The following is a 22,358-nucleotide window of genomic DNA, read 5'->3' on the forward strand; positions in this document are numbered from 1 at the left end:
ACGCAGGCAAGCTAGATTGCGTGCAGGGCATGACGGTGAAGTTAGGGCGCCTTTAAAGGCGGCGGGACTCTGGTTACTTAATGCTTCTCTTCATCGAACAAGCGTTGAACGGTATTCAGTTCGGTCTGTTGCTGTTCCTTCTGGCGGCCGGACTGACGCTCGTCTTCGGCATCATGGACCTGGTGAACCTCGCGCATGGTTCGCTGTACATGATCGGCGCCTATTTCGCGGCGACCTTCGCGGCGCTGACCGGGAGCTTCCTGTTCGCGATCGTGCTGGCATTGATCGCGACGCTCATCGTCGGCATGGCGGTCGAAGTCATTGCGATGCGGCGGCTCTACGGACGTGACCACCTCGATCATGTGCTCGGCACATTCGGTCTCATCCTGTTCTTCAATGAAATGGTGCGCCTCATTTGGGGACCGGCCGGCCTCAGCCTGCCGCTGCCGGCCTGGCTCAACACCAGCTTCCAGATTTTTCCGGGCGTCTATTACCCGACCTATCGCTTGTCGATGATCTTCGTGGCTCTGGCCGTGGCGTTGATGCTCTATCTCATCGTCATGCGCACCCGTGTCGGCATGCTGATCCGCGCCGGTGCATCCAATCGCGAGATGATCGGGGCGCTCGGCATCAACATCAAACTGCTCTACACCTTCGTGTTCGGCATCGGCGCCGCGCTCGCCGGTCTTGCCGGCATGATGCAGGCGCCGATCCTCACGGTGCAGATCGGCATGGGCGAGAATATTCTGATCCTGGCCTTCGTCGTCATCATTATCGGCGGCATCGGCTCGATCCGCGGCGCCTTCATCGCCTCGATCCTGGTCGGCCTGATCGATACCGTCGGGCGCGCCTTCCTGCCGGATATACTGAGTCTGTTCCTGTCGCAGACAGCCGCGTCCAGCGCCGGACCGGCCTTGTCTTCGATGCTCATCTATCTCGTGATGGCGGTCATTCTGGTGTTGCGTCCGGAAGGTCTGTTCCCGGCGGCCAGCAAATGAAAAAGAACATCTTCACGGTTCGCAACATACTGGTTGCAGCGCTGCTCGTGTTTCTGGCGCTGGTCCCGGTGATCGCGCAGACGACCGGCAACACTTTCCTGATGACGCTGTTCACGCGCATCGTCATTCTGGCGATCGCCGCGGTGAGCCTCAATCTCATCATGGGCTTTGGCGGCATGGTCAGCTTCGGTCACGCCGCCTATCTCGGCATTGCCGGTTATGCTGTCGGCATTCTGGCTTATGAAGGCGTCGGCTCGGGTTTCATCCAGTGGCCGGTGGCGCTGCTGGCCTGCGCGATCTTCGCACTGGTGACCGGTGCGTTGTCGCTGCGCACCCGCGGCGTCTATTTCATCATGATCACGCTCGCCTTCGCGCAGATGATCTACTACGTCGGCGTCAGCCTCGACCGCTACGGCGCCGACGACGGCCTCACCATCTACAAACGCAGCGATTTCGGTGGGCTGATCAATCTCTCCAACAAGACCGTCTTCTACTACGTCTGCTTCGTCTGCCTGATGGGCACCTGCTACCTGGTCTATCGCCTGGTCAATTCCCGCTTTGGCATGGTGATCCAGGGCGCGCGCTCGAATCTGCGGCGCATGCGCGCGATCGGCTTCCCGACCTATCGTTATCAGCTCACCTGTTTCGTTATTGCCGGCGTGCTGTGCGGATTATCCGGGATCCTGCTCGCCAACCATACCGATTTCGTCAGCCCCGCGATCATGCATTGGACACGCTCGGGCGATCTGATCGTCATGGCGGTGCTCGGCGGCATGGGCTCGGTGCTGGGACCGGTGATCGGTGCGGTCGCGCTGCTGGTGCTGGAAGAATGGCTGCCGCATGCGATTTCGGTGGTTGGGCAATTCGTCACCGGCCATCCTGTCGGTGCTGCCAAGGAATACTGGGCGCTGATTCTCGGTCCGATGCTGCTGCTCGTCGTGCTGTTCGCGCGCGGCGGCATCGACGGCCTTCTGGAGAAAATCCGCCGTGGCTGACGCGCTCCTGAAAGTTGATGGCATCACCAAGCGCTTCGGCGGCATCCTGGCGTCGGATCGCATCACGATGTCCGTACCGGCCGGCGAACTGCACGCGATCATCGGCCCGAATGGCGCCGGCAAGACGACGCTGATCGGCCAGTTGACCGGCGAAATCACCCCGAGCTCCGGAACGGTGATCTTCGCCGGCGAAGACATCACCGCGTTGCCGACCTACAAACGCTCGATCAATGGGCTGGCGCGGTCGTTCCAGATCACCTCGCTGTTTCTCGACATGACCGCGCTCGACAATGTCGCGCTCGCCGTGCAGGCGCATGCCGGCAACTCGTTTCACTTCTGGCGCAATGCGCGCAAGCAAGAGGAACTGCGCGCGCCCGCGTCAGCGGCGCTGGATCGCGTCGGCCTGTCGCATCGTGCGCATACGGTCGTGTCCAGCATGAGCCACGGTGAACATCGCCAGCTTGAAATCGCGATGGCGCTGGCCACCAATCCGCGCATGCTGCTGCTCGACGAGCCGATGGCCGGCATGGGGCCGGAGGAATCCGCGCGGCTGGTCAAGACGCTGCTGGAACTGAAAAAGCAATACACGATCCTTCTGGTCGAGCATGACATGGAAGCGGTGTTCGCGCTGGCCGACCGCATTTCCGTTCTGGTCTATGGCCGCGTGATCGCGACCGGCTTGCCGGACGAGATCCGCGCCAATGCGGAAGTGCGCCAGGCCTATCTCGGCGAGCAGGAAGCGGTGGTGATCAATGGCTGACACCTTGCTGGAATTGTCCGGGATCGAGACCTGCTATGGCCGCAGCCAGGTGCTGTTCGGCCTGTCGCTGTCGATTGCGTCCGGCGAAATGGTCACGCTCATGGGCCGCAACGGTATGGGCAAGACCACGACGGTGCGCTCGATCATGGGGCTGACGCCGGCGCGGGCCGGCGTGATCCGCTTCGGCGGCAAGGAAATCCGCGGCCTCGCCTCCTATCGCGTGGCCAAGCTCGGCGTCGGCCTCGTGCCTGAAGGCCGCCAGATCTTTCCCAATCTCACGGTGCGCGAAAACCTGATTGCGACCGCGGCGAATACGTCGGGTGCCAGCGATCCTTGGACCTACGACAAGGTCATCGAATTGTTTCCGCGCTTGGCCGAGCGCGCCGGTAATATGGGCAATTTGCTGTCGGGCGGCGAGCAGCAGATGCTGGCGATCGGCCGCGCGCTGATGACCAATCCGAAGCTGCTCATTCTCGATGAAGCAACCGAAGGTCTCGCGCCGCTGATCCGCCAGGAAATCTGGCAATGCCTGACGCGGCTGAAGAATGCCGGACAATCGATCCTGGTGATCGACAAGAACGTTTCCGCGCTGATCGGGATCGCGGATCGGCATTACATGATCGAACGCGGCCGCACGGTGTGGAGCGGCACGTCAAAGGAGCTTGGCGCCGCGCCGGATATCCAGCATCGTTATCTGGGTGTCTAGCGCGCATTACTGCGCGCTCAGCCTCACCCGCTTCGACAATGCCTCGGCATTCTCCTTCCGCTCGCTGTAGCGGTCGGTGAGATAAGGCGCGGCGTCCCGCGTCAGCAGCGTGAATTTCATCAGCTCTTCCATCACATCGACAACGCGATCGTAATAGGAGGAGGGCTTCATGCGCCCGGCCTCGTCGAATTGCTCATAGGCTTTCGCGACCGAGGATTGGTTGGGGATCGTGATCATCCGCATCCAGCGGCCGAGCACGCGGAGCTGATTGACGGCGTTGAAGGATTGCGAGCCGCCGCTGACTTGCATCACCGCCAGCGTCTTGCCTTGCGTCGGCCGCACCGCGCCGATCGACAGCGGGATCCAGTCGATCTGCGCCTTCATGATTCCGGTCATCGATCCGTGGCGTTCGGGGCTGCACCAGACCTGTCCTTCGGACCATTGCGTCAGATCGCGCAGCTCCTGCACCTTGGGATGGCTGGCCGGCGCGTCGTCCGGCAGCGGCAATCCGGACGGATCATAAATCCGCGTCTCGGCGCCGAAGCTGTCGAGCAGCCGCGCCGCCTCCATCGTCGCGAAGCGGCTGTAGGAGCGTTCGCGCAGCGAACCATACAGCAGCAGGATGCGGGGCTTGTGCGTTGAGAATGCGGGCCGCAGCGCTGCAATGTCCGGCATCGCAAAGGCATCGGTGGCGATGTTGGGAAGATCGAGCGGATGGACTGTCATCTAGCCAACCGGTCCGCCAACGACGTCACCGTCCTCCTTCACGAACCGGCCGATATCCGGATTGGGCAGGATGTCGAGCACCTTTTCAGAGGGCCGGCACAACTGCGTGCCTTTCGGCGTCTCGACAATCGGCCGGTTGATCAGGATCGGATGCGCGATCATGAAATCGATCAGCTCATCCTCGGTCCATTTCGGATCGGCGAGCCCAAGCTCCGCATAAGGCGTGCCTTTCTCGCGCAGCAGCGCGCGAGCCGGCATATCCATGGCGCGCAGCAAGGCGACGAGCTTCTCGCGGCTCGGCGGTGTCTTCAGATATTCGATCACCACCGGCTCTTCGCCGCTTTGCCGGATCATCGCCAGCGTGTTGCGCGAGGTGCCGCATTTGGGATTGTGGTAGATAGTAATCGTCATGATCGTCTTTCGATAGTCGCGGGGGTGACCGCAGCAGGCGTCGTGCCCGCTTCGTACCACCCGCGTGTGGCTTTCACGAGATGCACCACGGACAGCATGACCGGGACTTCAACCAGCACGCCGACGACTGTCGCCAAGGCCGCACCGGAATTCAGTCCGAACAGGCTGATCGCCGCCGCCACCGCCAGTTCAAAGAAGTTGCTGGCGCCGATCAGTGCCGCCGGTGCGGCCACACACCAGGCGACACCGAACCGCCGGCTGAGCCAATAGGCGAGGCCGGCATTGAAATAGACCTGGATCAGGATCGGAACAGCCAGCAGCACAATGACGATCGGTTGCGCCAGGATTTGCGGCCCCTGAAATCCGAACAGCAGCACAAGAGTCGCCAGCAGCGCGCATAGCGACACTGGCTGCAGGATCGACAAGGTGCGGCTGAGCGCTGCCGGTCCCGACGACAACAGCCAGCGGCGCCAGAGCTGCGCGACGATCACCGGAACGACGATGTAGAGCCCGACCGAAAGCAGAAGCGTGTCCCACGGCACGGTGATCGAGGCGACGCCGAGCAGAAGGCCAACCAATGGTGCGAACAGGAACACCATGATGATATCGTTCAGGGCCACCTGGCTGAGCGTGAAATGCGGTTCGCCGTCGCACAGGTTCGACCAGACAAACACCATCGCCGTGCAAGGCGCGGCCGCGAGAAGGATAAGGCCTGCGATATAGGACTGGATCTGGTCGGCAGGCAGCAGCGGCGCAAACAGATAGCCGATGAAGAGGGTGCCCAGGAGCGCCATGGAAAATGGCTTGACGGCCCAGTTGATGAACAGGGTGACGCCGACGCCGCGCCAGTGCTCTCGCACTTGTCCGAGAGCGCCGAAGTCGATTTTCAGCAGCATCGGAATGATCATCAGCCAGATCAGCACAGCAACCACCAAGTTCACTTTGGCAAATTCCGCGGCGGCGACCAGCGTGAAGAAGCCTGGAATGAATTGGCCGAGTGCAATGCCGGCGATGATGCACAAGGCGACCCAGACCGACAGGTAACGTTCAAAAATGCTCATGCGAAAATTCTCACGTTGCTTCACGCAATGTTCGAGCGTGGCGAGGTCGCACCATCGGCTTTGCCGATTTCGCGCAATTGCGTGTGGAGCGACAGCTTGTCGATCGAGCTCAGCGGCAGGTTGGTAAAGGCGACGATGCGGTTCTTGAGATAGCGCTGCGCCGTGACGAAGGCGGCTTCCTTCTCGAGGTCGGTGCCGTTCACGGCCGCCGGGTCCTCGATCCCCCAATGCGCGGTCATCGGCTGGCCTGGCCAGATCGGACAGGATTCGCCGGCCGCGTCGTCGCAGACCGTGAACACGAAATCCATCACCGGCGCGTCGCTGCGGGCGAATTCCAGCCAGCTCTTCGAGCGCAAATTGTCGGTCGGATATTCGGCACGTTCGAGCACCTTGATGGCAAAGGGATTGACCGTCCCGCGTGGCTGGCTGCCCGCCGAGAACGAGCGGAAACGCCCGCGGCCTTCTTTGCGCAGGATCGATTCAGCAATGATGGAGCGGGAGCTGTTCGCGGTGCATAGAAACAGCACATTAAACACGCGATCGGACGGATGCTCGGACATGGCGTTTTCCTTTCGGTGCACAGCACGGCTTGATGGATTCAATCAGCGATTCACACAGCTCCGGCTTGCCGCCGCAGCAATCCTGCAGCAGGAACAAGGTGAGCGTTTCGAGAGTCGTGAGGTTCGCGCGATAGACGATCGAGCGTCCATGCCGCACTGAAGAGACGAGGCGGGCCCGCGTCAGGATCGACAGATGCGATGACATGGTGTTGTGCGGCACCGCCAGTTCGCTGGCGAGTTCGCCGGCGGGCAGACCGTCCGGCTCGTGCTTGACCAGCAGCCGGAACACGTCCAGCCGGGTCGGCTGCGCGAGTGCGGCGAGCGCAAGAATGGCGTCTTCGGATTCCATATGTCCATAATTCCAGACATATGGAATGGAGTCAATATTCGATCATCGCTCCTTAGCCCGCAGCCGATTGGCCGCGCGATGGGCAGCCTATCGCGGCGCCTCGTCCGGGATCGGGAACACCGAACCTCCGCGTGACCGGCGGACCTCATGCTTGTTGTGAGACAGCGGAAAATCCGCTAATTTATTTCAGCGGGGCCTTCGACGGTCGCCCCGTTCTGCCAGGCTCGCGAGGCCCAAGCGCCGTCTCCTTCGCAAAGGAGGGGACCATGGCTGCTGGGCCTTAATTTTTTTCCCTGACATTGCTGAACAGGGGAAACGCGGCCTCCCCTATAGATGGATTGCGCCATCCAAGCGCTGCTCGCCTCAAATCGTGGGAGCGAGCCATGGATGGCTTTGTCCTTTTTCTGTTTCTGTTCGCTGCATTCCTCGGTGGTTTTGCATCGGGTCTTGCCGGCTTTGCCATGGGCTTTGTCGTATCCGGCATCTGGCTGCACTTGATCACGCCCATCCAGACAACCGCGCTGATTGCCGGCTATGGACTGTGGACGCAGGGATATGGCGTCTGGAAACTTCGGCACGCGCTGAGTTTACGCAAAGTCGCGCCATTCATCATCGGTGGGATTATCGGCGTTCCGATTGGCACAGTGCTTCTGACCTATGCTGAACCGGCGTATCTGCGGCTCGGCGTGGGCTTGCTGCTTGTCGTTTACGGCATCTACGGATTGTCGAAGCCGGCATTCAAACCGCTCAAAGCCGCAGTTGCCACCGATGGTGGAGTTGGGTTTGCGAACGGCGTGTTGTGCGGGCTGACCGGTCTTCCCGGATTTATCATCACCGTTTGGTGTCAGATGCGCGGCTGGAATAAGGATGAGCAGCGCGCCGTATTTCAGCCTGTGATGTTGGCAGCCATTATCATGACCGTCATATCGCTAGCAGCGAGCGGTTCGATGACAGCGGAAACCGTCAAACTCTATCTGCTCGGATTGCCGGCGCTGTTGGCCGGGTTATGGATCGGATTCCGACTGTATGGAAAATTCGACGATGCCGCCTTCCGCAAAGTTGTGTTGCTGTTTTTGTTGCTCGCAGGCCTCGCTCTGACGGCAGTTGCGGGCTGGCCGATACTGCGTCCCGGTTGATGCGTTGACTCCTGAGACGACGCGCGCAATGTCTGCTTGTGGCACTTTTCGGACCTCACCATGAGCACAGCAAGCGACGCCCGCTTCTGGGACCGGACTTCACGGAAATACGCCAGGAGCAAGATTGCGGATCAGGCCGGGTATGAGCGCACGCTGGACCGGACCCGCGCCTTGTTGGGGCCGGACGACCGGGTGTTGGAGCTGGGCTGCGGAACAGGAACAACAGCGCTCCGGCTCGCAGGCGATGTGCAAAGCTATCTTGCGACGGATATCTCCGCCGACATGATTGCAATCGCGAAAGAGAAAAGCGCCGCCGACCCGGTCCCGGGGCTCGAATTCCGCTCCGCGACCGCAGAGGCGCTGTCGCATGAAGCGGCGACGTTTGATGCAGTGTTAGGCTTCAACTATCTGCATCTGGTCCGCGACCTGCCCGGCACCTTGCGTAGCATCCATGCCTTGCTTGTCACAGAGGGCTTGTTCATCTCCAAGACACCCTGCGTCGGAGATATGAACCTATTCATCCGCCTTGCCGTGCCCGCGATGCAGGCGATCGGCAAGGCACCCTATGTCACTGTCTTCCGCGCGGCGGACCTGAGCCAGCAGTTTCGTGCGGCAGGCTTCGAGATTCTTGCGAGTGAAAGCCACGCAACCAAGGGCAACGACAATCGTCCCTACATCGTGGCGCGCAAGGGATGACGCGGACGAGCTCGCCGCTAGAGCATGATGCCAAAGCGCGAAGCGGCTTTCGGACAACATCATGCTCTAACGTATGAGAATCGAGCGGCCCATTGGACCGCTAGCCTAAATCATGAAGGGCTGCGTTCGGCTTCCTGCGCAAAGCGTTCCAGAAAGCCCGGCCAGCCGCCATCGACGTCTTTGCGCATCGAGGCGCCGGCTTCCGCTCCCATCGTTTCGAACTTGTGATGCACCAGTTCGACAAGAGTCGCGTCCGGACCGTCAGCGGTGAATCGGATATCGACTTCGGATTTCATGCCGGCGTCCGGCTTCCATTGGGCATTGATTTGCCAGAGCAGCACCAGGCGATGGGGCGGTTGCCAATGCGTGATCGTGGCGACAGTCGTCTCCGTGCCGGATTCCGATGTTTCAAGCCAGCGGCCGCCCAGGCGCGGCTCCATCAGCACTTTTGCGATCGGCTTCTCGCCGACGCCCTGATTGAGCGGCCACCAGCGCGTGAGGCCGTTTGTGAAAACATCGAACGCGCGATCGATTGGTGCTTTGACGCGAACAGATTTGCGCACGGCCGCGATGGCGATTGTCTCGTTCATTCGTTTACTCCCTTTTCCGCTTCCTCTTTGAACGCTGTCAGGGCATCGCCCCAGAATGTGTCGAGCCACGCGCGCAATTCCACGAGGCCCTCGCGGCGCACTGAATAGATCCGGCGCACGCCTTCGCTGCGCTCCTCGACAAGACCGGCGTCTTTCAGCGCCTTCAGGTGCTGCGACACGGCCGGGCGGGACACCGGCAACCCGGCGGCAAGGACGTTGACGGACCGCGGTCCTGAACGGAGGCGCTCGAACACCTGTCGGCGCGTTGGATCGGCAAGAGCTGCGAGTGCATTTTGGTAAGCCATGACTAACGGTAAGCGTAAGCTTACTTAAGTCAAGTCCGCAGATTTTTCTTTTTTGCTGGTAACGTGGGTTGCACCGCAGCTGACCTGAATTATTGTGCATGCGGAGAGGATCGAGGTGGACTTTGTCCGAAACCCAGGAAAAGCGGCGCGAGAAAGCTGCTCCCGGCGCGAGCAACGAGAGTTCTACGAGCATTGAGTTTGCGGTCGAGGTCGGGCGGCTCGTCAGGCGCGGGCGCGCGCGCGGCGGCATCACCCGCAAGCAATTGGCCACGGAATCGGGGATATCCGAACGCTATCTGGCGCAGATCGAAGGCGGATACGGCAACCCGTCGATGACGGTTCTGAAGGCCGTCGCCGATGCGCTGGAAACCTCGGTCAACAGCCTGTTGCCAAGCGATGCGCGCCAGGAGCGCCTGCATCGCATCATGGATCTCGTCGCGCGCATGCAGCCGTCTGACTGGGCGGCGCTGGAACAGCATATCGAGGCGCGGCTGGTCGAAGGCGCGAAATCCGAACGCGCGCATCGCATCGCCCTTGTCGGACTGCGCGGTGCCGGCAAATCGACCCTTGGACGCGATCTCGCCGGTCGGCTTGGCTATCCGTTTGTCGAACTCAATCGCGTTGTGGAAGCCGAATATGGCGCCAGCATCTCGATGCTGATCGAGATGTCCGGCGTCTCGACCTTCCGCCGTTATGAGCGCGCATCGCTGGAGAAAGTGATCGCTGAACATGACAAGGTGGTGATCGCGACCGCGGGCGGCATTGTTTCGTCGCCGGAGACTTACGCGCTGCTCTTGCGTCGCGCGCACACCGTGTGGGTCAAGGCGCAACCGCAGGAACATATGAGCCGCGTGATCGCGCAGGGCGATTTTCGTCCGATGTCGGAGAATCGCGAAGCGATGGCCGATCTCGTCGCCATTCTCGATGCCCGCTCATCGGATTATGCGCAGGCGGAAGCCGAACTCGATACATCCGGTCAGAGCGTCGAACAAAGCGGCGGCAATCTGCTGAAACTGGTGCAGGACTGGACGTAACAGGAGTGGACGTAAAATGGCGCAACTCGCAGATCAGGGCTTGCTCGATTTAGGCACGGAAAAGCTGGAATACCGCATGATCGGCCCGCGTCCCGATGCGGCACCGACCATTGTCATGCTGCATGAAGGGCTTGGCTCGGTCGGCATGTGGAATAACTTTCCGGACAAGGTCGCGGCCGCCACGGGTTGCGGCGTTTTCGTCTATTCGCGGGCCGGCTATGGCCAGTCGTCACCGGCGACACTGCCGCGCAAACCCGATTACATGCATGACGAGGCGAACAAGACTTTGCCTCGCCTTCTGGATGCGATCGGTTTTCAGCGCGGGGTGTTGCTCGGGCACAGCGACGGCGCCTCGATCGCGGCAATCTATGCCGGCAGCCATCAGGACCATCGTGTGAGCGGTCTCATTCTGATGGCGCCGCATTTCATTGTCGAAGATGTCAGCGTGACGTCGATCGCCGAGGCGCGCGAGGCGTACAACAATGGCGACTTGCGGGCGCGTCTCGCCAAGTATCATGCGGATGTCGACAATGCGTTTCGTGGCTGGAACGATGTCTGGCTCGATCACGACTTCCGGCAATGGGATATTTCGGAAGAACTGGCCTATATCCGCGTGCCGATCCTCATCATTCAGGGCGAGGACGATCAGTACGGCACCGTGAAGCAGATCGAGATCGCGCAGGAGGAATGCTACTGCCCGGTCGATGTCGCGCTCTTGCCGGGTGTGAAGCACTCGCCGCATCGCGAGGGTCTTGAGGCGACGCTGAAGCTGGTCGCCGAATTCACCGGGCGCGTCCTGCGCGGCCCCGGCGAGGCCGCCACCGCCGCCTGACCGGCCGTTCCGCTGCTACGCTGGCCGGATCTCTGCCGTTCTCTCTCGCTATTCTCGATATTTCTTGGGTCGTCTGAGGGATATCTCGCCCGCCCTGGTCATCGATCCCTGGGATTATCGCTTATCCCGGCCTTGGGGGATAACCCGGGTCCGCCGGGGCTCCGGAGCTGTCTCCTTTCCCGGTCCCAGTCTTGAAGATTTCTATAGACTCTGCCTCAACCTGCATTATAATGCATGTTGCCGGTCCGGAGCCGGCCAACCAACCTTCAAAAAAGAGGCGCCAAGGATGGCTGACGTCGCTCGCAAACTCGCGAATGGGGCAACCCGTATCGGCTTCGAGACCGACCCCTCGCGCTACAAGCATTGGAAACTGTCGGTCGATGGCGACATTGCTACGCTCGCCATGGACGTGGACGAGAAGGGCGGTCTCTACGAAGGCTATGAGCTGAAGCTCAATTCCTACGACCTCGGCGTCGATATCGAGTTGGCCGATGCGCTGCAGCGCCTGCGTTTCGAATATCCCGACGTGAAAGTGGTATTGTTGCGCTCCGGCAAGCCGCGCGTCTTCTGCGCCGGCGCCAATATTCGCATGCTCGCGGGCGCGACGCATGGCGACAAAGTCAACTTCTGCAAATTCACCAACGAGACCCGCAACGGCATCGAGGACTCGAGCGAGTTTTCGGGCCAGAAGACGATTTGCGTCGTGACCGGCGCCTGTGCTGGCGGTGGGTATGAGCTGGCGCTTGCTGCCGATCACATCATGATGGTCGATGACGGTTCGTCCGCTGTGTCGCTTCCCGAATTGCCATTGCTGGCGGTGTTGCCGGGCACCGGCGGTCTCACCCGCGTCACCGATAAGCGCAAGGTACGTCGCGATCATGCCGACGTGTTCTGCACGACCGAAGAGGGCGTGAAAGGCAAGCGCGCGGTCGATTGGCGCCTGGTCGATGAAGTCGTCGCGGCACCGAAACTCGAGCAGATCGTGACCGAGCGTGCCAGGGAATTCGCGGGCAAGTCGGATCGCCCGTCCGGTGCGAAGGGCATTGCGTTGACGCCGCTGAACCGCAAGGTCAATGGCGAAACGGTCGAATACAAATCCGTCACGGTGAAGCTGAATCGCAAAGAGCGTATCGCCACCATCACAGTGCGCGGACCCGAAGTGCCGCCCCCGGTCAATGCGGACGACATGGTCAAGCTTGGCGCGGATTTCTGGCCACTGCGGCTGGCGCGCGAACTGGACGATGCCATTCTCGATATTCGCACTAACGAAGGCGATATCGCCGTCATCGTGTTCAAGTCGGAAGGCGATCCCGAACAGGTTCTTAGCTACGATGCCTTCCTCGAAGCCAATAAATCGAACTGGCTCGCGCGCGAAATCAGTCTTTACTGGAAGCGTGTTCTCAAGCGCGTCGATCTAACCTCGCGCAGCCTTGTTGCGATTATCGAGCCAGGATCGTGCTTCGCCGGTACGCTTGCTGAAATCGTCTTCGCCTGCGATCGCTCCTATATGCTGATCGGTCAGCTCAACGGCGGCAATCAGCCGCCGGCGACCATCGCGTTGAGCAAAGCGAATTTCGGCCCTTATCCGATGCCGAACGGGATCAGCCGGCTGGAAAGCCGCTTCCTCGATGACAAGGCCTCGCTCGATGCTGCGAAGGCGAAGATCGGTCAGGCGCTCGACGCGGAGGCCGCCGAGAAGGCCGGGCTTGTCACCTTCGCCTTCGATGACATCGACTGGGAAGACGAAATCCGCATCTTCCTTGAGGAGCGCGCAAGCTTTTCGCCTGATGGCCTTACTGGTCTTGAAGCCAATCTGCGCTTCGGCGGACCGGAGACGATGGAATCGAAAATCTTCGCGCGCCTGACCGCATGGCAGAACTGGATTTTCCAGCGGCCGAACGCTGTTGGCGAGGAAGGCGCATTGCGCCGCTATGGCACCGGACAGAAGCCGGTGTTCGATACGCGGCGCGTTTAAGAAAACACGAGGAGCGCACCATGAACTACATGAATGTCGATTACTCGACCCGGATTCCGAACAATGTCGGTCTCACTGAGGACGCCCGTGTCTTGAAGGCGCTCGAGACCTGGCATCCTGGCTATCTGAGCTGGTGGCAGGATATGGGGCCGGAGGGTTTCCAGGAATCGCTCGTTTATCTGCGGACGGCCGTGTCGGTCGATCCGAAAGGCTGGGCCAAGTTCGATTACGTGCGCATGCCGGAATATCGCTGGGGCGTGTTGCTTGCGCCGGCGGAAGAAGGCCGCAAGGTCAATTTTGGCCAGCATCTGGGTGAGCCGGCGTGGCAGGAAGTGCCGGGCGAGCATCGCGCGCTCCTGCGCCGCCTCATCGTCATCCAGGGCGACACCGAGCCGGCCTCAGTCGAACAGCAACGCCATCTCGGTAAGACCGCGCCGTCGCTCTACGACATGCGCAACCTGTTCCAGGTGAATGTCGAGGAAGGTCGTCATCTTTGGGCGATGGTGTATCTCCTGCACAAATATTTCGGCCGCGATGGTCGCGATGAAGCGGATGATTTGCTCCGCCGCCGTTCCGGCTCCGAGGAGGCGCCGCGCATGCTTGGCGCCTTCAATGAATCGACGCCGGATTGGCTGTCCTTCTTCATGTTCACGTTCTTCACCGATCGCGACGGCAAGATGCAGCTTGAAAGCCTGGCGCAATCGGGCTTCGATCCGCTGTCGCGTACCTGCCGCTTCATGCTGACCGAGGAAGCGCATCACATGTTCGTCGGCGAGACCGGCATCGCGCGCACTGTGCAGCGCACCTGCGAGGCAATGAAGGCGGCCGGCATCGATGATCCGAATGAAATTGCAAAGGTCCGTGCGCTCGGCGTGATTGATCTGCCGACCATCCAGAAGAAGCTGAACCTGCACTATTCACTGTCGCTCGATCTATTCGGTTCCGAGGTCTCGACCAACGCTGCCAATGCTTACAACAACGGCATCAAGGGGCGATATCAGGAGACGAAGATCGACGACGATCACCGCCTGACCAACGACACCTATCCAGTGCTGAAATTCGTCGATGGCGAGATCAAGCTGGTGGATGAGCCGGCGCTGACCGCCCTGAATATGCGTCTGCGCGACGACTACACCAACGATTGCGCCAAGGGCGTCGAGCGCTGGAACAAGGTGATCGAAAAGACCGGCGTGAATTTCCGTCTTGAATTGCCGCATGTCGCGTTCCACCGCCATGTTGGCGAATTCAAGGATGTGCATGCGTCGCCGACTGGCATCGTGCTGACCGACGCCGACTGGGCGAAGATGCGCGATCAGTGGCTGCCGTCAAAGGACGACGGTGCATTCATCGAAGCGCTGATGAAGCCGGTGACCGAGCCGGGCAAATACGCAAGCTGGATCTCGCCGCCAAAGGTGGGTATCGACAATAAGCCCGGCGAATTCGAATATGTGAAGATCGCGGCGTGACCCTTACCTCTCCCCGCGATGCGGGGAGAGGTCGGTCGCCGAAGTGTAACGCAGGCGACCGGGTGAGGGGCTTTGCGAATGCCCCTCACCCGGCTCGGACTTGATAGTCCTCGCCACCCCCTCCTCGTAAACGGGGAGAGGGAAGAGAGTGCGCCATGAGCGAGACCCAAACAGCAACAGGACCGAAGAAGCAGCACCTCATCGATCCCGAGGTTTGCATCCGCTGCAACACCTGTGAGGAGACCTGCCCGGTCGATGCGATCACGCACGACGACAACAACTATGTCGTCGATGCCGAGAAGTGCAATTTCTGTCTCGACTGTATCTCGCCATGTCCGACGGGCTCGATCGACAACTGGCGCGTCGTCAATGCTGCCTATAGCATCGACGATCAATTCGGCTGGCAGGAATTGCCGGCGCAGGAAGAGATCGCCAGCGCCGAGGATGGCGGCGAAGCCGTTGACGACGAAGCTGCGAAGCTGATCGCTGAGGCGCATTCCGGCAGCGGTGGAAAAAGTATTGCGCCGGCCTCAGCCAGCAAGCCGACGATCAATCTTTACAATCGCGGCCGTCCGGTTACGGCAACAGTCACCGGCAATTTCAGATTGACCGAAGCCGAAGCCGATAACGACGTGCGCCACGTCATTCTCGATTTCGGCGATGCCTCTTTCCCGATCCTTGAAGGCCAGAGCATCGGCATCATTCCGCCTGGTAGCGATGAGAACGGCAAGCCGCATGTCATCCGGCTCTATTCCGTTGCCAGTCCGCGCGATGGCGAGAAGCCGAAAACCAACAATCTCGCGCTGACGGTGAAGCGCGAGCCGCAAGGTCTGTGCTCCAATTATGTTTGCGATCTGAAGAAGGGCGACACGGTTCAGGTCACAGGTCCGTTTGGCGCCACCTTCCTGATGCCTGATGATCCGTCCGCCAATATCATCATGATCTGCACCGGCACGGGCTCCGCGCCGTTTCGTGGGTTCACCGAGCGCCGCCGCCGCACCATGCGCGATGCACCGGGCCGCATGATGATCTATTTCGGCGCGCGCCGTCCGGAGGAATTGCCGTATTTCGGCCCGCTGCAGAAAGTGCCGGATGGGTTGTTGCGCAAGCACTTCGCCTATTCGCGGGTGCCCGGCGAGCCGAAAACCTACGTACAGGATCGCATGCGCGCGACCGCTGAAGAGATGCTGGTGTTTCTCAAGAACGCCAGGACGCATATTTACATCTGCGGCCTCAAGGGCATGGAAGCGGGTGTCGATGAGGCATTGGCCGATATCTGCCGCAGCGCGGGCATGGACTGGGCCAGTCTGCGCGGCGACATGCGTGCGCAAGGTCGCTATCACGTCGAAACGTACTAGGGAAATTCCAGTCCCCGGCCTCGCTTCTATGCTCGCTCTGGTCGAGGACTTTGAATAGCCTGCGCTCCATCATTGCTTGATGGAAATCGTAAAAGCATGAATGCGGTTGCGGATCCCGCTCGGTGCATTCCGATCCTGGCCTCGTTGGATCTCGACGAGTCCTATCGCTTCTACGTTGACCGGCTCGGCTTCCAAGGCGCTCGCTACGGCGAGTATCTGATCGTGAAGCGCGACGATATGGAGATGCATTTCTGGCTGACAAAGGACCGGATCTTCCCTGAGCATACGTCGTGCTACATTCGCGGAGGCCAGGTTCCGGCGCTTTATGCAGAGTACAAAGCGCGCGGTGTCGAAAGACTATCCGACTTCGTGATCAGGCCGTGGGATATGAAGGAATTCTACATTCACGATCCGCATGGCAATCTTCTGCGGTTCGGTTGTGCGCCACAGGAGATCGCGGAGAACGGATGATGCGCCTGCGCTCACTGACGCCGATGCTGCAAGCCGGAGATTTGCAGCGGACGATCGCCTGGTACGAATCCGTGCTCGGATTTCGCTGTGTCCGTCGCGAGAAACACTGGTGTCGGCTGGAGCGGGATGGTGTGACGCTGATGTTCATGCGCAACGAGCATGTCGGCACACCGCACGCGACCGGCACACAATATATCTATGTCGATGATCTGAATGCGTTGTGGAATGCTATCAAGGACCGCGTGACGCCCGAATGGGGGCCTGAGAAAATGCCCTACGGCATGATGGAGTTCGCGATCAAGGATCCGGACGGCTATCTGCTCAGTTTCGGCGAGGAACTGGAGAAAGCCGAGGACAAATAAAAACGGCCGGGCAAGCCCGGCCGTTGAAGCATTTGCCGCTGGAAATGGGATTATTCCGCAGCCACCCGCGCCGGCGTGGCGTGCGCGGAGACAAGATAGTCCATCGCCGCCTGCACGCCGCCCTTCTTGTGTGGAACGCCAGCCAGCGACAGCGCCATTTCGGTCGCAGCCAGTGCACCCATGATGGTGGTATCGTTGGTGTCGCCGAGGTGACCGATGCGGAAATACTTTCCCGCCAGCGCTCCGAAGCTTGCGCCGTAGGAAATGTTGAAATGCTCGAGTGCGATCCCGCGGAAGGCATCGGCATCATGGCCGTCCGGCAACAGAATCGCGGTGACCGTCGACGAGTAGTATTTCGGATCGCGGCACAGGATCTCGAGGCCCCAATGCTTCACCGCGCGGCGCACGGCTTCGCCAAGCCGGTCGTGGCGTGCAAAGACATTGTCGAGCCCTTCCTCGTGCAGCATGCCGATGCTCTCGACCAGTCCGCCGAGCATCAGCGTTGCGGGAGTGTACGGGAAGAAGCCGACCTTGTTCATGTTGATCATGTCGGCCCAGTCGAAGAACGACTTCGGCAGCTTCGAGGTTTTGTAGGCTTCGAGTGCCTTCGGGCTGAGCGCATTGAAGGACATGCCGGGCGGCAGCATCAAACCCTTCTGCGCACCGCCGATCGCGACGTCGACACCCCATTCGTCATGCCGGTAATCGGCAGAGCCGAGCGAGGAAATCGTATCCACCATCAACAGAGCCGGATGACCGGCGGCATCGATGGCCTTGCGGATTGCGGCGATGTCGCTGGCGCAGCCGGTCGAGGTCTCGTTGTGAACGACGCAGACCGCTTTGATCTCCTTGCCGGTGTCCTGGCGCAGATGCGCCTCGATCGCAGCAGGATCGGCGCCGACACGCCAGTCGGTCTTGATAAACTCGGGCTGCAGGTCGAACTTCTCGGCCATCTTCTTCCAGAGGGTGGCGAACTGGCCGGTTTCGATCATCAACACCTTGTCGCCGGGCGAGAGCGTGTTGACGAGCGCGCCTTCCCAGGCACCGGTTCCGGTCGCGGTGTAGATGATCACCGGGTTAGAGGTCTTGAAGATGGTCTTGATGCCTTCGAGAGCCTTCTTCGCCATCTTGGCGAATTCCGGACCGCGATGGTCGATGATCGGCATATCGATGGCGCGCAAAACGCGATCCGGGACCGGTGTTGGTCCGGGAATCTGCAGAAAATGGCGGCCGGGGGCACGCGATGAATTCTGGGCCATCGTCGGTAACTCCTTGAAGAAAATGGCAGTCTCAAAGCCAAAAGGGCAGCCTTGGCGGCCCGAACTTGCCCGGATGAACACTGAATGCGACATTCCGGTCAAGCCCAAAGCGGGCATGGCGCAATAGCAAAAACGTATCGACGCCCCTTAAAGGGCGCAAAAAAGACGGCCGGAGGAAGCGTTGCCAGACACATTGAGGCCCGGACTGGAGCGGCGGCTCAAATCCGCGATCCAGGGCGAGGTCAGGTTCGACCGCTTCACCCGCGGCCGTTATGCGACGGATGCGTCCCATTATCAGATGATGCCCATCGGCGTGGTGACGCCACGGACGATGGATGATGCCGCACGCGCGATCGATATCGCCCGTGAGGAAAGCGTCACCGTGCTGGCGCGGGGCGGGGGGACCTCGCAATGCGGGCAGACCGTCAACGAATCGCTTGTCATCGATTGCTCGAAATATCTCAACCGCATCATCGACATCGATGTCGCGAACCGGCGCTGTGTGGTCGAGCCCGGGATCGTGCTCGAGGATCTCAACCGCGCGTTGAAGCCACATGGCCTGTGGTTTCCGGTCGATATTTCAACGGCGTCACGCGCCACCATCGGAGGAATGACCGGGAATAATTCCTGCGGCGCGCGCTCACTACGCTATGGCAACACGCGCGAGAATGTCGTCTCGATCGAGGCTATCCTTGCCGGTGGTCGGCGGCAGACATTCGGTTCTTCGCCCGCTGATCTGTCGGATCATCTGCATTCGTCGGCGATGGTCGATCTCGGCCGCGATCTGCTTGCACTGGGTGCCCGTGAGGCCGATGAGATCGTCGCCCGCTTCCCGAAAGTGCAGCGCCGGGTCGGCGGCTATAACCTTGATGCATTGCTGCCCGGCCGCAACGACCTCAACCTCGCGCACATCCTGGTCGGCTCCGAGGGCACGCTTGGCTTCACGACACAGGTTGAGTTGAAACTTGCACCGCTATTGGGTCGCCGCGCGGTGGGCGCGTGTCACTTCGGCCGCTTCCATGATGCGATGGATGCGGCTCAACACATTGTGCGGCTGAAGCCGATCGGCGTCGAGCTCGTCGATCGCACCATGATCGAGCTCGCACGCGAGATTGCGATCTTTCGTCCGACGCTGGAGCAATTCGTGCGCGGCACGCCGGACGCGATCCTTCTGGTCGAATTTGGCGAGGACGACCAGGATGAAAATCTCCGCCGTCTCAGGCAGCTCTCCGAATTGATGGGCGATCTCGGTTACAGCTTCGCCAAGACCGGTGCGAAGCAGGGCGGTGTGGTCGAGGTGCTGGATCCGGCCTTGCAGGCGGCGATCACCGATGTCCGCACCTCGGGTTTGAACATCATGATGTCGATGAAGGATGAGGGAAAGCCCGTGTCCTTCGTCGAGGACTGCGCGGTGCCCTTGGAGCATCTGGCAGAATACACCGCGCGCCTCACGGAAGTGTTCGAAAAGAACGGCACGCGGGGCACCTGGTACGCGCATGCAAGCGTCGGCTGTCTGCATGTGCGACCAATCCTCAATTTGCGTCTCGACAAGGACGTCAAGGCGATGCGTGCGATCGCCGAGGAAGCCTTTGCCATGGTGCGCGCGTACAAGGGTTCGCATTCGGGTGAACACGGCGACGGCCTTGTTCGTTCGGAATTTCATGAATTCATGTTTGGATCGCGTCTGGTGCACGCGTTCGAAGAGGTGAAGACACTTTTTGATCCTGGAAATCTCTTTAATCCCGGCAAGATCGTGCGTGCGCCGAAATTCGACGATCGCAATTACTTCCGCTTCCGTCCCGGGTATCGCGGCGAAGATATCACGACGCGGCTGGATTGGTCGGCCTGGCCGGGCAAAGGCGGCGGTTTCCAGGGCGCGGTCGAGATGTGCAACAACAACGGCGCCTGCCGGAAGATCGAAGGCGGCGTCATGTGCCCGAGCTATCGCGTCACGCGCGACGAAAAAGATGTCACACGCGGTCGCGCCAATTCGCTGCGTCTTGCCGTCACCGGTCAACTCGGTGCCAATGCGCTCACCTCCGATGACATGGCCGAGACGATGAAGCTTTGCGTATCCTGCAAAGCCTGCCGCCGCGAATGCCCGACCGGTGTTGACATGGCGCGCATGAAAATCGAAGTGCTGTCGGCGCGAGCGGCGCGCTTCGGTTTCTCGCTGCGCGATCGCCTGATCGGCTGGCTGCCGCGTTATGCGCCTCATGCCGCGAAAGTGCCGTGGCTGCTGAATTTGCGAAACGTCGTGCCGGGTGCGGGTTGGCTGTCGGAGGTGCTGGCGGGATTTAGTGCCAAGCGGAGTTTGCCGAGGTGGCGGACAGATATCTTTTGCGACCCGTCTCCGTCATGGCCAGGCTTGACCCGGCCATCCACGACTTTGACGAAGGAAAACGTGGATGCCCGGCACGAGGCCGGGCATGACAAAAAGGATATGGCTGAGGGCGACATCGTCCTCTTCGCCGACACTTTCAATCGCTATTTCGAGCGCGAAAATCTCGACGATGCGATTGCGGTGCTGTCGGCCGCCGGTTATCGCGTGCATATCGCGCAACCTCTCAAGAAAAATCAGCGGCCGCTGTGTTGCGGGCGGACCTTCCTGTCGGTCGGCGCCGTCGATCAGGCACGCGAGGAGGCGGAGCGCACGCTTGCGGCATTGAAGCCCTTTATCGACAAGGGCGTTCCTGTGATCGGCCTCGAGCCGAGCTGCATTCTCAGTTTCCGTGACGAAATACCGGCATTGATAAAGTCCGACACGTCGAAGGCATTGTCGCAGCTTGCGCTCACGTTCGAAGAGTTTCTGGCGCGCGAGCACAAGGCCGGCCGGTTTTCGCTCAAGCTGAAATCCATGCCGCAACGCGCGTTGGTGCATGGCCATTGTCACCAGAAAGCGTTTGAAGCCTTCACACCGGTACAGACCGTGCTGAAACTCATTCCCGATCTGAAGGTCGAGGCGATCGAGTCGAGTTGTTGCGGCATGGCCGGGGCATTCGGTTATGCCGCCGACAGCATCGACGTTTCGCTCGCGATGGGTGAATTGTCGCTTTTACCGGCTGTTCGAAAGGCGCCGGATGACGCCATCCTCGTTGCAGACGGCACATCCTGCCGGCATCAGATTCATGACGGCGCGGGCCGGGACGCTATGCATGTGGCGCGCGTGCTGGCGCGGGCGATCGCCTGAATAGAGTCTCCCTCTCCGCTCATTCCCGCCAACGGGCCGCGCTTGCGCGCGCCCGATGACAGGCTCCGGCGGGAATCCAGTTCTTATCTTTTATATATTGCTCGTTAGCTCTGGGTCCCCGCTTTCGGCGGGGACGAGCGGGTTAGGTTCGCGGTTAATTCAGTCCGAGCGACAGCTTCACCCGGAATTGCGTGCGCTCGAAATTGTCGAGGTCGTAACGCAATCCCGGATTTATCGCTGAACGGCCGGAGATCTGAGGCTGCCACGTAGTGTTGAACACGATCTTGTCGGTGATCTTCCAGGCCATGGTCGGGCCGACATAAAAGGCGTAACCCATTCGCTCGTTAAGCCAGAGGCCATTGTAGGACGTGAGGTGCCTCGCCTCCGCGCCAACAAAGAGACTTGGCGAAAGCTGGAATGTCAGGGCCGTGGACAGGAAGGTTGATGACGAATCCAGCTGAATACTGCGATCGATGATGTTCTGCGCACGTTGTGGGGTGAAATACACATTGGCAGCCCAATAGAGCTTCTCAGGTATAACGACCGCATCGACAAAAATCTTGAATTGCGCGTTATAAGCAGTGGATCGAAGCCCGCTCACGGGGTCGATCCGCGACCATCGCGGTTCGACGGAAAGCGAGACAGCGAACGGATTGCCGGCGCTGCGTCGGACCAGCAGTCGCTCGATTTCGAAAGAAATTCCGTCGAAGCTGCTGGTGCTGTTGGCATGTAGGTCGGTAACATTACGTATCCTGTCCCACGCGGCAAAAAACGAGCCGGCCATCCACCAATCCCTGGCCGGCGTTGAACTGAATTCGAATTTTGAATCGAGCGCCCGATAACGGCCGTCGCGTTTTCCTGTGCGGCCATCGTTTTCGTTGGCAAAACCAAGATCGCCGACATCTCCGACATCGGTTGGCGAGGTGAAGCCAAAAATATCGTCGCTCGGCACTTCAGGAACGGAATTGCTTTCGTTCGTTCCTGTAGCTTGTTTCTTGGAAGCCGCCTGCGCGGGTATAGCGGACAAGCCGAAAAGCACGGCAATTGTGGCAATGGCAGCGGCCTTGCGCATCCTTCGACGGAGGATCGCTTCAACACAAAACGATGCGCGCCCCCAG

The 22,358-nt window shown here is 60.4% G+C and carries 23 protein-coding genes; 14 read left to right on the plus strand and 9 right to left on the minus strand.

All coding sequences use genetic code 11. From position 1 onward, the window contains the following. Window positions 1-80 precede the first annotated feature (80 nt). From CAK95_RS09655 to CAK95_RS09670, 4 genes are read left to right on the plus strand one after another with little or no spacing between them, the layout of a single operon-like run. Window positions 81-998 (plus strand): branched-chain amino acid ABC transporter permease, encoded by a 918-nt coding sequence (locus tag CAK95_RS09655; RefSeq protein WP_086087722.1) that lies wholly within the window; start codon window positions 81-83, stop codon window positions 996-998. Next, entirely contained in the window at window positions 995-1,993 is a 999-nt protein-coding gene (locus CAK95_RS09660) for a branched-chain amino acid ABC transporter permease (RefSeq protein ID WP_086087723.1), read from the plus strand. Before CAK95_RS09655 ends, CAK95_RS09660 begins: the two co-directional genes overlap by 4 nt. Then, window positions 1,986-2,753: an ABC transporter ATP-binding protein gene (locus tag CAK95_RS09665; protein ID WP_086087724.1), complete on the plus strand. Its 768-nt coding sequence runs from the start codon at window positions 1,986-1,988 to the stop codon at window positions 2,751-2,753. Before CAK95_RS09660 ends, CAK95_RS09665 begins: the two co-directional genes overlap by 8 nt. Next, window positions 2,746-3,459, plus strand: coding sequence for an ABC transporter ATP-binding protein (locus CAK95_RS09670; RefSeq protein WP_086087725.1), 714 nt, complete (start codon window positions 2,746-2,748; stop codon window positions 3,457-3,459). Before CAK95_RS09665 ends, CAK95_RS09670 begins: the two co-directional genes overlap by 8 nt. A 6-nt stretch (window positions 3,460-3,465) precedes the next feature. Here the strand turns inward: CAK95_RS09670 and arsH are convergent, their stop codons facing one another. Genes arsH through CAK95_RS09695 form a run of 5 tightly spaced genes read right to left on the minus strand, consistent with a single transcriptional unit; the run spans window position 3,466 to window position 6,566 of the window. Beyond that, window positions 3,466-4,185, minus strand: a complete 720-nt coding sequence (arsH, locus tag CAK95_RS09675; RefSeq protein ID WP_086087726.1) for an arsenical resistance protein ArsH — start codon at window positions 4,183-4,185, stop codon at window positions 3,466-3,468. Continuing rightward, entirely contained in the window at window positions 4,186-4,596 is a 411-nt protein-coding gene (gene arsC, locus CAK95_RS09680) for an arsenate reductase (glutaredoxin) (protein WP_086087727.1), read from the minus strand. Next, window positions 4,593-5,657 carry an ACR3 family arsenite efflux transporter gene (gene arsB / locus CAK95_RS09685; RefSeq protein WP_086087728.1) on the minus strand — a complete coding sequence of 355 codons (1,065 nt, stop codon included), beginning with the start codon at window positions 5,655-5,657 and terminating at the stop codon, window positions 4,593-4,595. Before arsB ends, arsC begins: the two co-directional genes overlap by 4 nt. A 20-nt stretch (window positions 5,658-5,677) precedes the next feature. Further along, entirely contained in the window at window positions 5,678-6,217 is a 540-nt protein-coding gene (locus CAK95_RS09690; protein WP_086087729.1) for an arsenate reductase ArsC, read from the minus strand. Then, complete coding sequence (locus tag CAK95_RS09695) at window positions 6,186-6,566, minus strand: ArsR/SmtB family transcription factor (RefSeq protein WP_086087730.1); 381 nt, start codon at window positions 6,564-6,566, stop codon at window positions 6,186-6,188. Before CAK95_RS09695 ends, CAK95_RS09690 begins: the two co-directional genes overlap by 32 nt. A 383-nt stretch (window positions 6,567-6,949) precedes the next feature. Between CAK95_RS09695 and CAK95_RS09700 the strand changes: the two genes are divergently transcribed. Both CAK95_RS09700 and CAK95_RS09705 read left to right on the plus strand, forming a co-directional pair. Beyond that, on the plus strand, window positions 6,950-7,702 hold the full coding sequence (locus CAK95_RS09700) for a TSUP family transporter (RefSeq protein WP_086087731.1): 753 nt from the start codon (window positions 6,950-6,952) through the stop codon (window positions 7,700-7,702). 60 nt (window positions 7,703-7,762) lie between these two features. Then, a complete protein-coding gene (locus CAK95_RS09705) occupies window positions 7,763-8,398 on the plus strand; it encodes a class I SAM-dependent methyltransferase (protein WP_086087732.1) in 636 nt (211 codons plus the stop codon). Between the two features lie 110 nt (window positions 8,399-8,508). Here the strand turns inward: CAK95_RS09705 and CAK95_RS09710 are convergent, their stop codons facing one another. Continuing rightward, the gene (locus tag CAK95_RS09710) at window positions 8,509-8,988 is read right to left on the minus strand and encodes an SRPBCC family protein (RefSeq protein WP_086087733.1); all 480 of its coding nucleotides are present in this window, start codon (window positions 8,986-8,988) and stop codon (window positions 8,509-8,511) included. Next, complete coding sequence (locus tag CAK95_RS09715; RefSeq protein ID WP_086087734.1) at window positions 8,985-9,293, minus strand: ArsR/SmtB family transcription factor; 309 nt, start codon at window positions 9,291-9,293, stop codon at window positions 8,985-8,987. Before CAK95_RS09715 ends, CAK95_RS09710 begins: the two co-directional genes overlap by 4 nt. A 122-nt stretch (window positions 9,294-9,415) precedes the next feature. Here CAK95_RS09715 and CAK95_RS09720 point away from each other — a divergent pair, with 122 nt between their 5' ends. The 7 genes from CAK95_RS09720 (at window position 9,416) to CAK95_RS09750 (ending at window position 16,791) form a co-directional block, all read left to right on the plus strand. Beyond that, window positions 9,416-10,327 (plus strand): helix-turn-helix transcriptional regulator, encoded by a 912-nt coding sequence (locus CAK95_RS09720; RefSeq protein ID WP_157699577.1) that lies wholly within the window; start codon window positions 9,416-9,418, stop codon window positions 10,325-10,327. A 16-nt stretch (window positions 10,328-10,343) separates the two neighbouring features. Further along, on the plus strand, window positions 10,344-11,159 hold the full coding sequence (locus tag CAK95_RS09725; protein WP_086087736.1) for an alpha/beta fold hydrolase: 816 nt from the start codon (window positions 10,344-10,346) through the stop codon (window positions 11,157-11,159). A gap of 286 nt (window positions 11,160-11,445) precedes the next feature. Next, on the plus strand, window positions 11,446-13,134 hold the full coding sequence (gene boxC, locus CAK95_RS09730; RefSeq protein ID WP_086087737.1) for a 2,3-epoxybenzoyl-CoA dihydrolase: 1,689 nt from the start codon (window positions 11,446-11,448) through the stop codon (window positions 13,132-13,134). Between the two features lie 20 nt (window positions 13,135-13,154). Then, on the plus strand, window positions 13,155-14,600 hold the full coding sequence (gene boxB / locus CAK95_RS09735) for a benzoyl-CoA 2,3-epoxidase subunit BoxB (protein ID WP_086087738.1): 1,446 nt from the start codon (window positions 13,155-13,157) through the stop codon (window positions 14,598-14,600). Between the two features lie 155 nt (window positions 14,601-14,755). After that, a complete protein-coding gene (boxA, locus tag CAK95_RS09740; RefSeq protein WP_086087739.1) occupies window positions 14,756-15,958 on the plus strand; it encodes a benzoyl-CoA 2,3-epoxidase subunit BoxA in 1,203 nt (400 codons plus the stop codon). Between the two features lie 96 nt (window positions 15,959-16,054). Next, window positions 16,055-16,429: a bleomycin resistance protein gene (locus CAK95_RS09745; protein ID WP_086087740.1), complete on the plus strand. Its 375-nt coding sequence runs from the start codon at window positions 16,055-16,057 to the stop codon at window positions 16,427-16,429. After that, on the plus strand, window positions 16,426-16,791 hold the full coding sequence (locus tag CAK95_RS09750; RefSeq protein WP_086087741.1) for a bleomycin resistance protein: 366 nt from the start codon (window positions 16,426-16,428) through the stop codon (window positions 16,789-16,791). Before CAK95_RS09745 ends, CAK95_RS09750 begins: the two co-directional genes overlap by 4 nt. A 50-nt stretch (window positions 16,792-16,841) precedes the next feature. Here the strand turns inward: CAK95_RS09750 and CAK95_RS09755 are convergent, their stop codons facing one another. Continuing rightward, complete coding sequence (locus CAK95_RS09755; RefSeq protein WP_086087742.1) at window positions 16,842-18,050, minus strand: pyridoxal-phosphate-dependent aminotransferase family protein; 1,209 nt, start codon at window positions 18,048-18,050, stop codon at window positions 16,842-16,844. A gap of 181 nt (window positions 18,051-18,231) precedes the next feature. On the opposite strand from CAK95_RS09755, the gene CAK95_RS09760 reads away from it, so the two are divergent. Further along, window positions 18,232-21,240 (plus strand): FAD-binding and (Fe-S)-binding domain-containing protein, encoded by a 3,009-nt coding sequence (locus CAK95_RS09760; RefSeq protein WP_086087743.1) that lies wholly within the window; start codon window positions 18,232-18,234, stop codon window positions 21,238-21,240. A gap of 154 nt (window positions 21,241-21,394) precedes the next feature. Here the strand turns inward: CAK95_RS09760 and CAK95_RS09765 are convergent, their stop codons facing one another. Beyond that, window positions 21,395-22,312, minus strand: a complete 918-nt coding sequence (locus CAK95_RS09765; protein ID WP_086087744.1) for a hypothetical protein — start codon at window positions 22,310-22,312, stop codon at window positions 21,395-21,397. Window positions 22,313-22,358: the final 46 nt, after the last annotated feature.

Source organism: Pseudorhodoplanes sinuspersici, assembly GCF_002119765.1.
Taxonomy (GTDB): Bacteria; Pseudomonadota; Alphaproteobacteria; order Rhizobiales; family Xanthobacteraceae; genus Pseudorhodoplanes; species Pseudorhodoplanes sinuspersici.

Coding starts and splice junctions, on each gene's coding strand:
- CAK95_RS09765 (WP_086087744.1), bottom strand. CDS start 22,312: ATGCGCAAGGCCGCTGCCATTGCCACAATTGCCGTGCTTTTCGGCTTG.
- CAK95_RS09745 (WP_086087740.1), top strand. CDS start 16,055: ATGAATGCGGTTGCGGATCCCGCTCGGTGCATTCCGATCCTGGCCTCG.
- CAK95_RS09660 (WP_086087723.1), top strand. CDS start 995: ATGAAAAAGAACATCTTCACGGTTCGCAACATACTGGTTGCAGCGCTG.
- arsB (WP_086087728.1), bottom strand. CDS start 5,657: ATGAGCATTTTTGAACGTTACCTGTCGGTCTGGGTCGCCTTGTGCATC.
- CAK95_RS09655 (WP_086087722.1), top strand. CDS start 81: ATGCTTCTCTTCATCGAACAAGCGTTGAACGGTATTCAGTTCGGTCTG.
- CAK95_RS09725 (WP_086087736.1), top strand. CDS start 10,344: ATGGCGCAACTCGCAGATCAGGGCTTGCTCGATTTAGGCACGGAAAAG.
- CAK95_RS09695 (WP_086087730.1), bottom strand. CDS start 6,566: ATGGAATCCGAAGACGCCATTCTTGCGCTCGCCGCACTCGCGCAGCCG.
- CAK95_RS09715 (WP_086087734.1), bottom strand. CDS start 9,293: ATGGCTTACCAAAATGCACTCGCAGCTCTTGCCGATCCAACGCGCCGA.
- boxB (WP_086087738.1), top strand. CDS start 13,155: ATGAACTACATGAATGTCGATTACTCGACCCGGATTCCGAACAATGTC.
- boxC (WP_086087737.1), top strand. CDS start 11,446: ATGGCTGACGTCGCTCGCAAACTCGCGAATGGGGCAACCCGTATCGGC.
- CAK95_RS09705 (WP_086087732.1), top strand. CDS start 7,763: ATGAGCACAGCAAGCGACGCCCGCTTCTGGGACCGGACTTCACGGAAA.
- CAK95_RS09670 (WP_086087725.1), top strand. CDS start 2,746: ATGGCTGACACCTTGCTGGAATTGTCCGGGATCGAGACCTGCTATGGC.
- boxA (WP_086087739.1), top strand. CDS start 14,756: ATGAGCGAGACCCAAACAGCAACAGGACCGAAGAAGCAGCACCTCATC.
- CAK95_RS09700 (WP_086087731.1), top strand. CDS start 6,950: ATGGATGGCTTTGTCCTTTTTCTGTTTCTGTTCGCTGCATTCCTCGGT.
- CAK95_RS09690 (WP_086087729.1), bottom strand. CDS start 6,217: ATGTCCGAGCATCCGTCCGATCGCGTGTTTAATGTGCTGTTTCTATGC.
- arsC (WP_086087727.1), bottom strand. CDS start 4,596: ATGACGATTACTATCTACCACAATCCCAAATGCGGCACCTCGCGCAAC.
- CAK95_RS09755 (WP_086087742.1), bottom strand. CDS start 18,050: ATGGCCCAGAATTCATCGCGTGCCCCCGGCCGCCATTTTCTGCAGATT.
- arsH (WP_086087726.1), bottom strand. CDS start 4,185: ATGACAGTCCATCCGCTCGATCTTCCCAACATCGCCACCGATGCCTTT.
- CAK95_RS09710 (WP_086087733.1), bottom strand. CDS start 8,988: ATGAACGAGACAATCGCCATCGCGGCCGTGCGCAAATCTGTTCGCGTC.
- CAK95_RS09750 (WP_086087741.1), top strand. CDS start 16,426: ATGATGCGCCTGCGCTCACTGACGCCGATGCTGCAAGCCGGAGATTTG.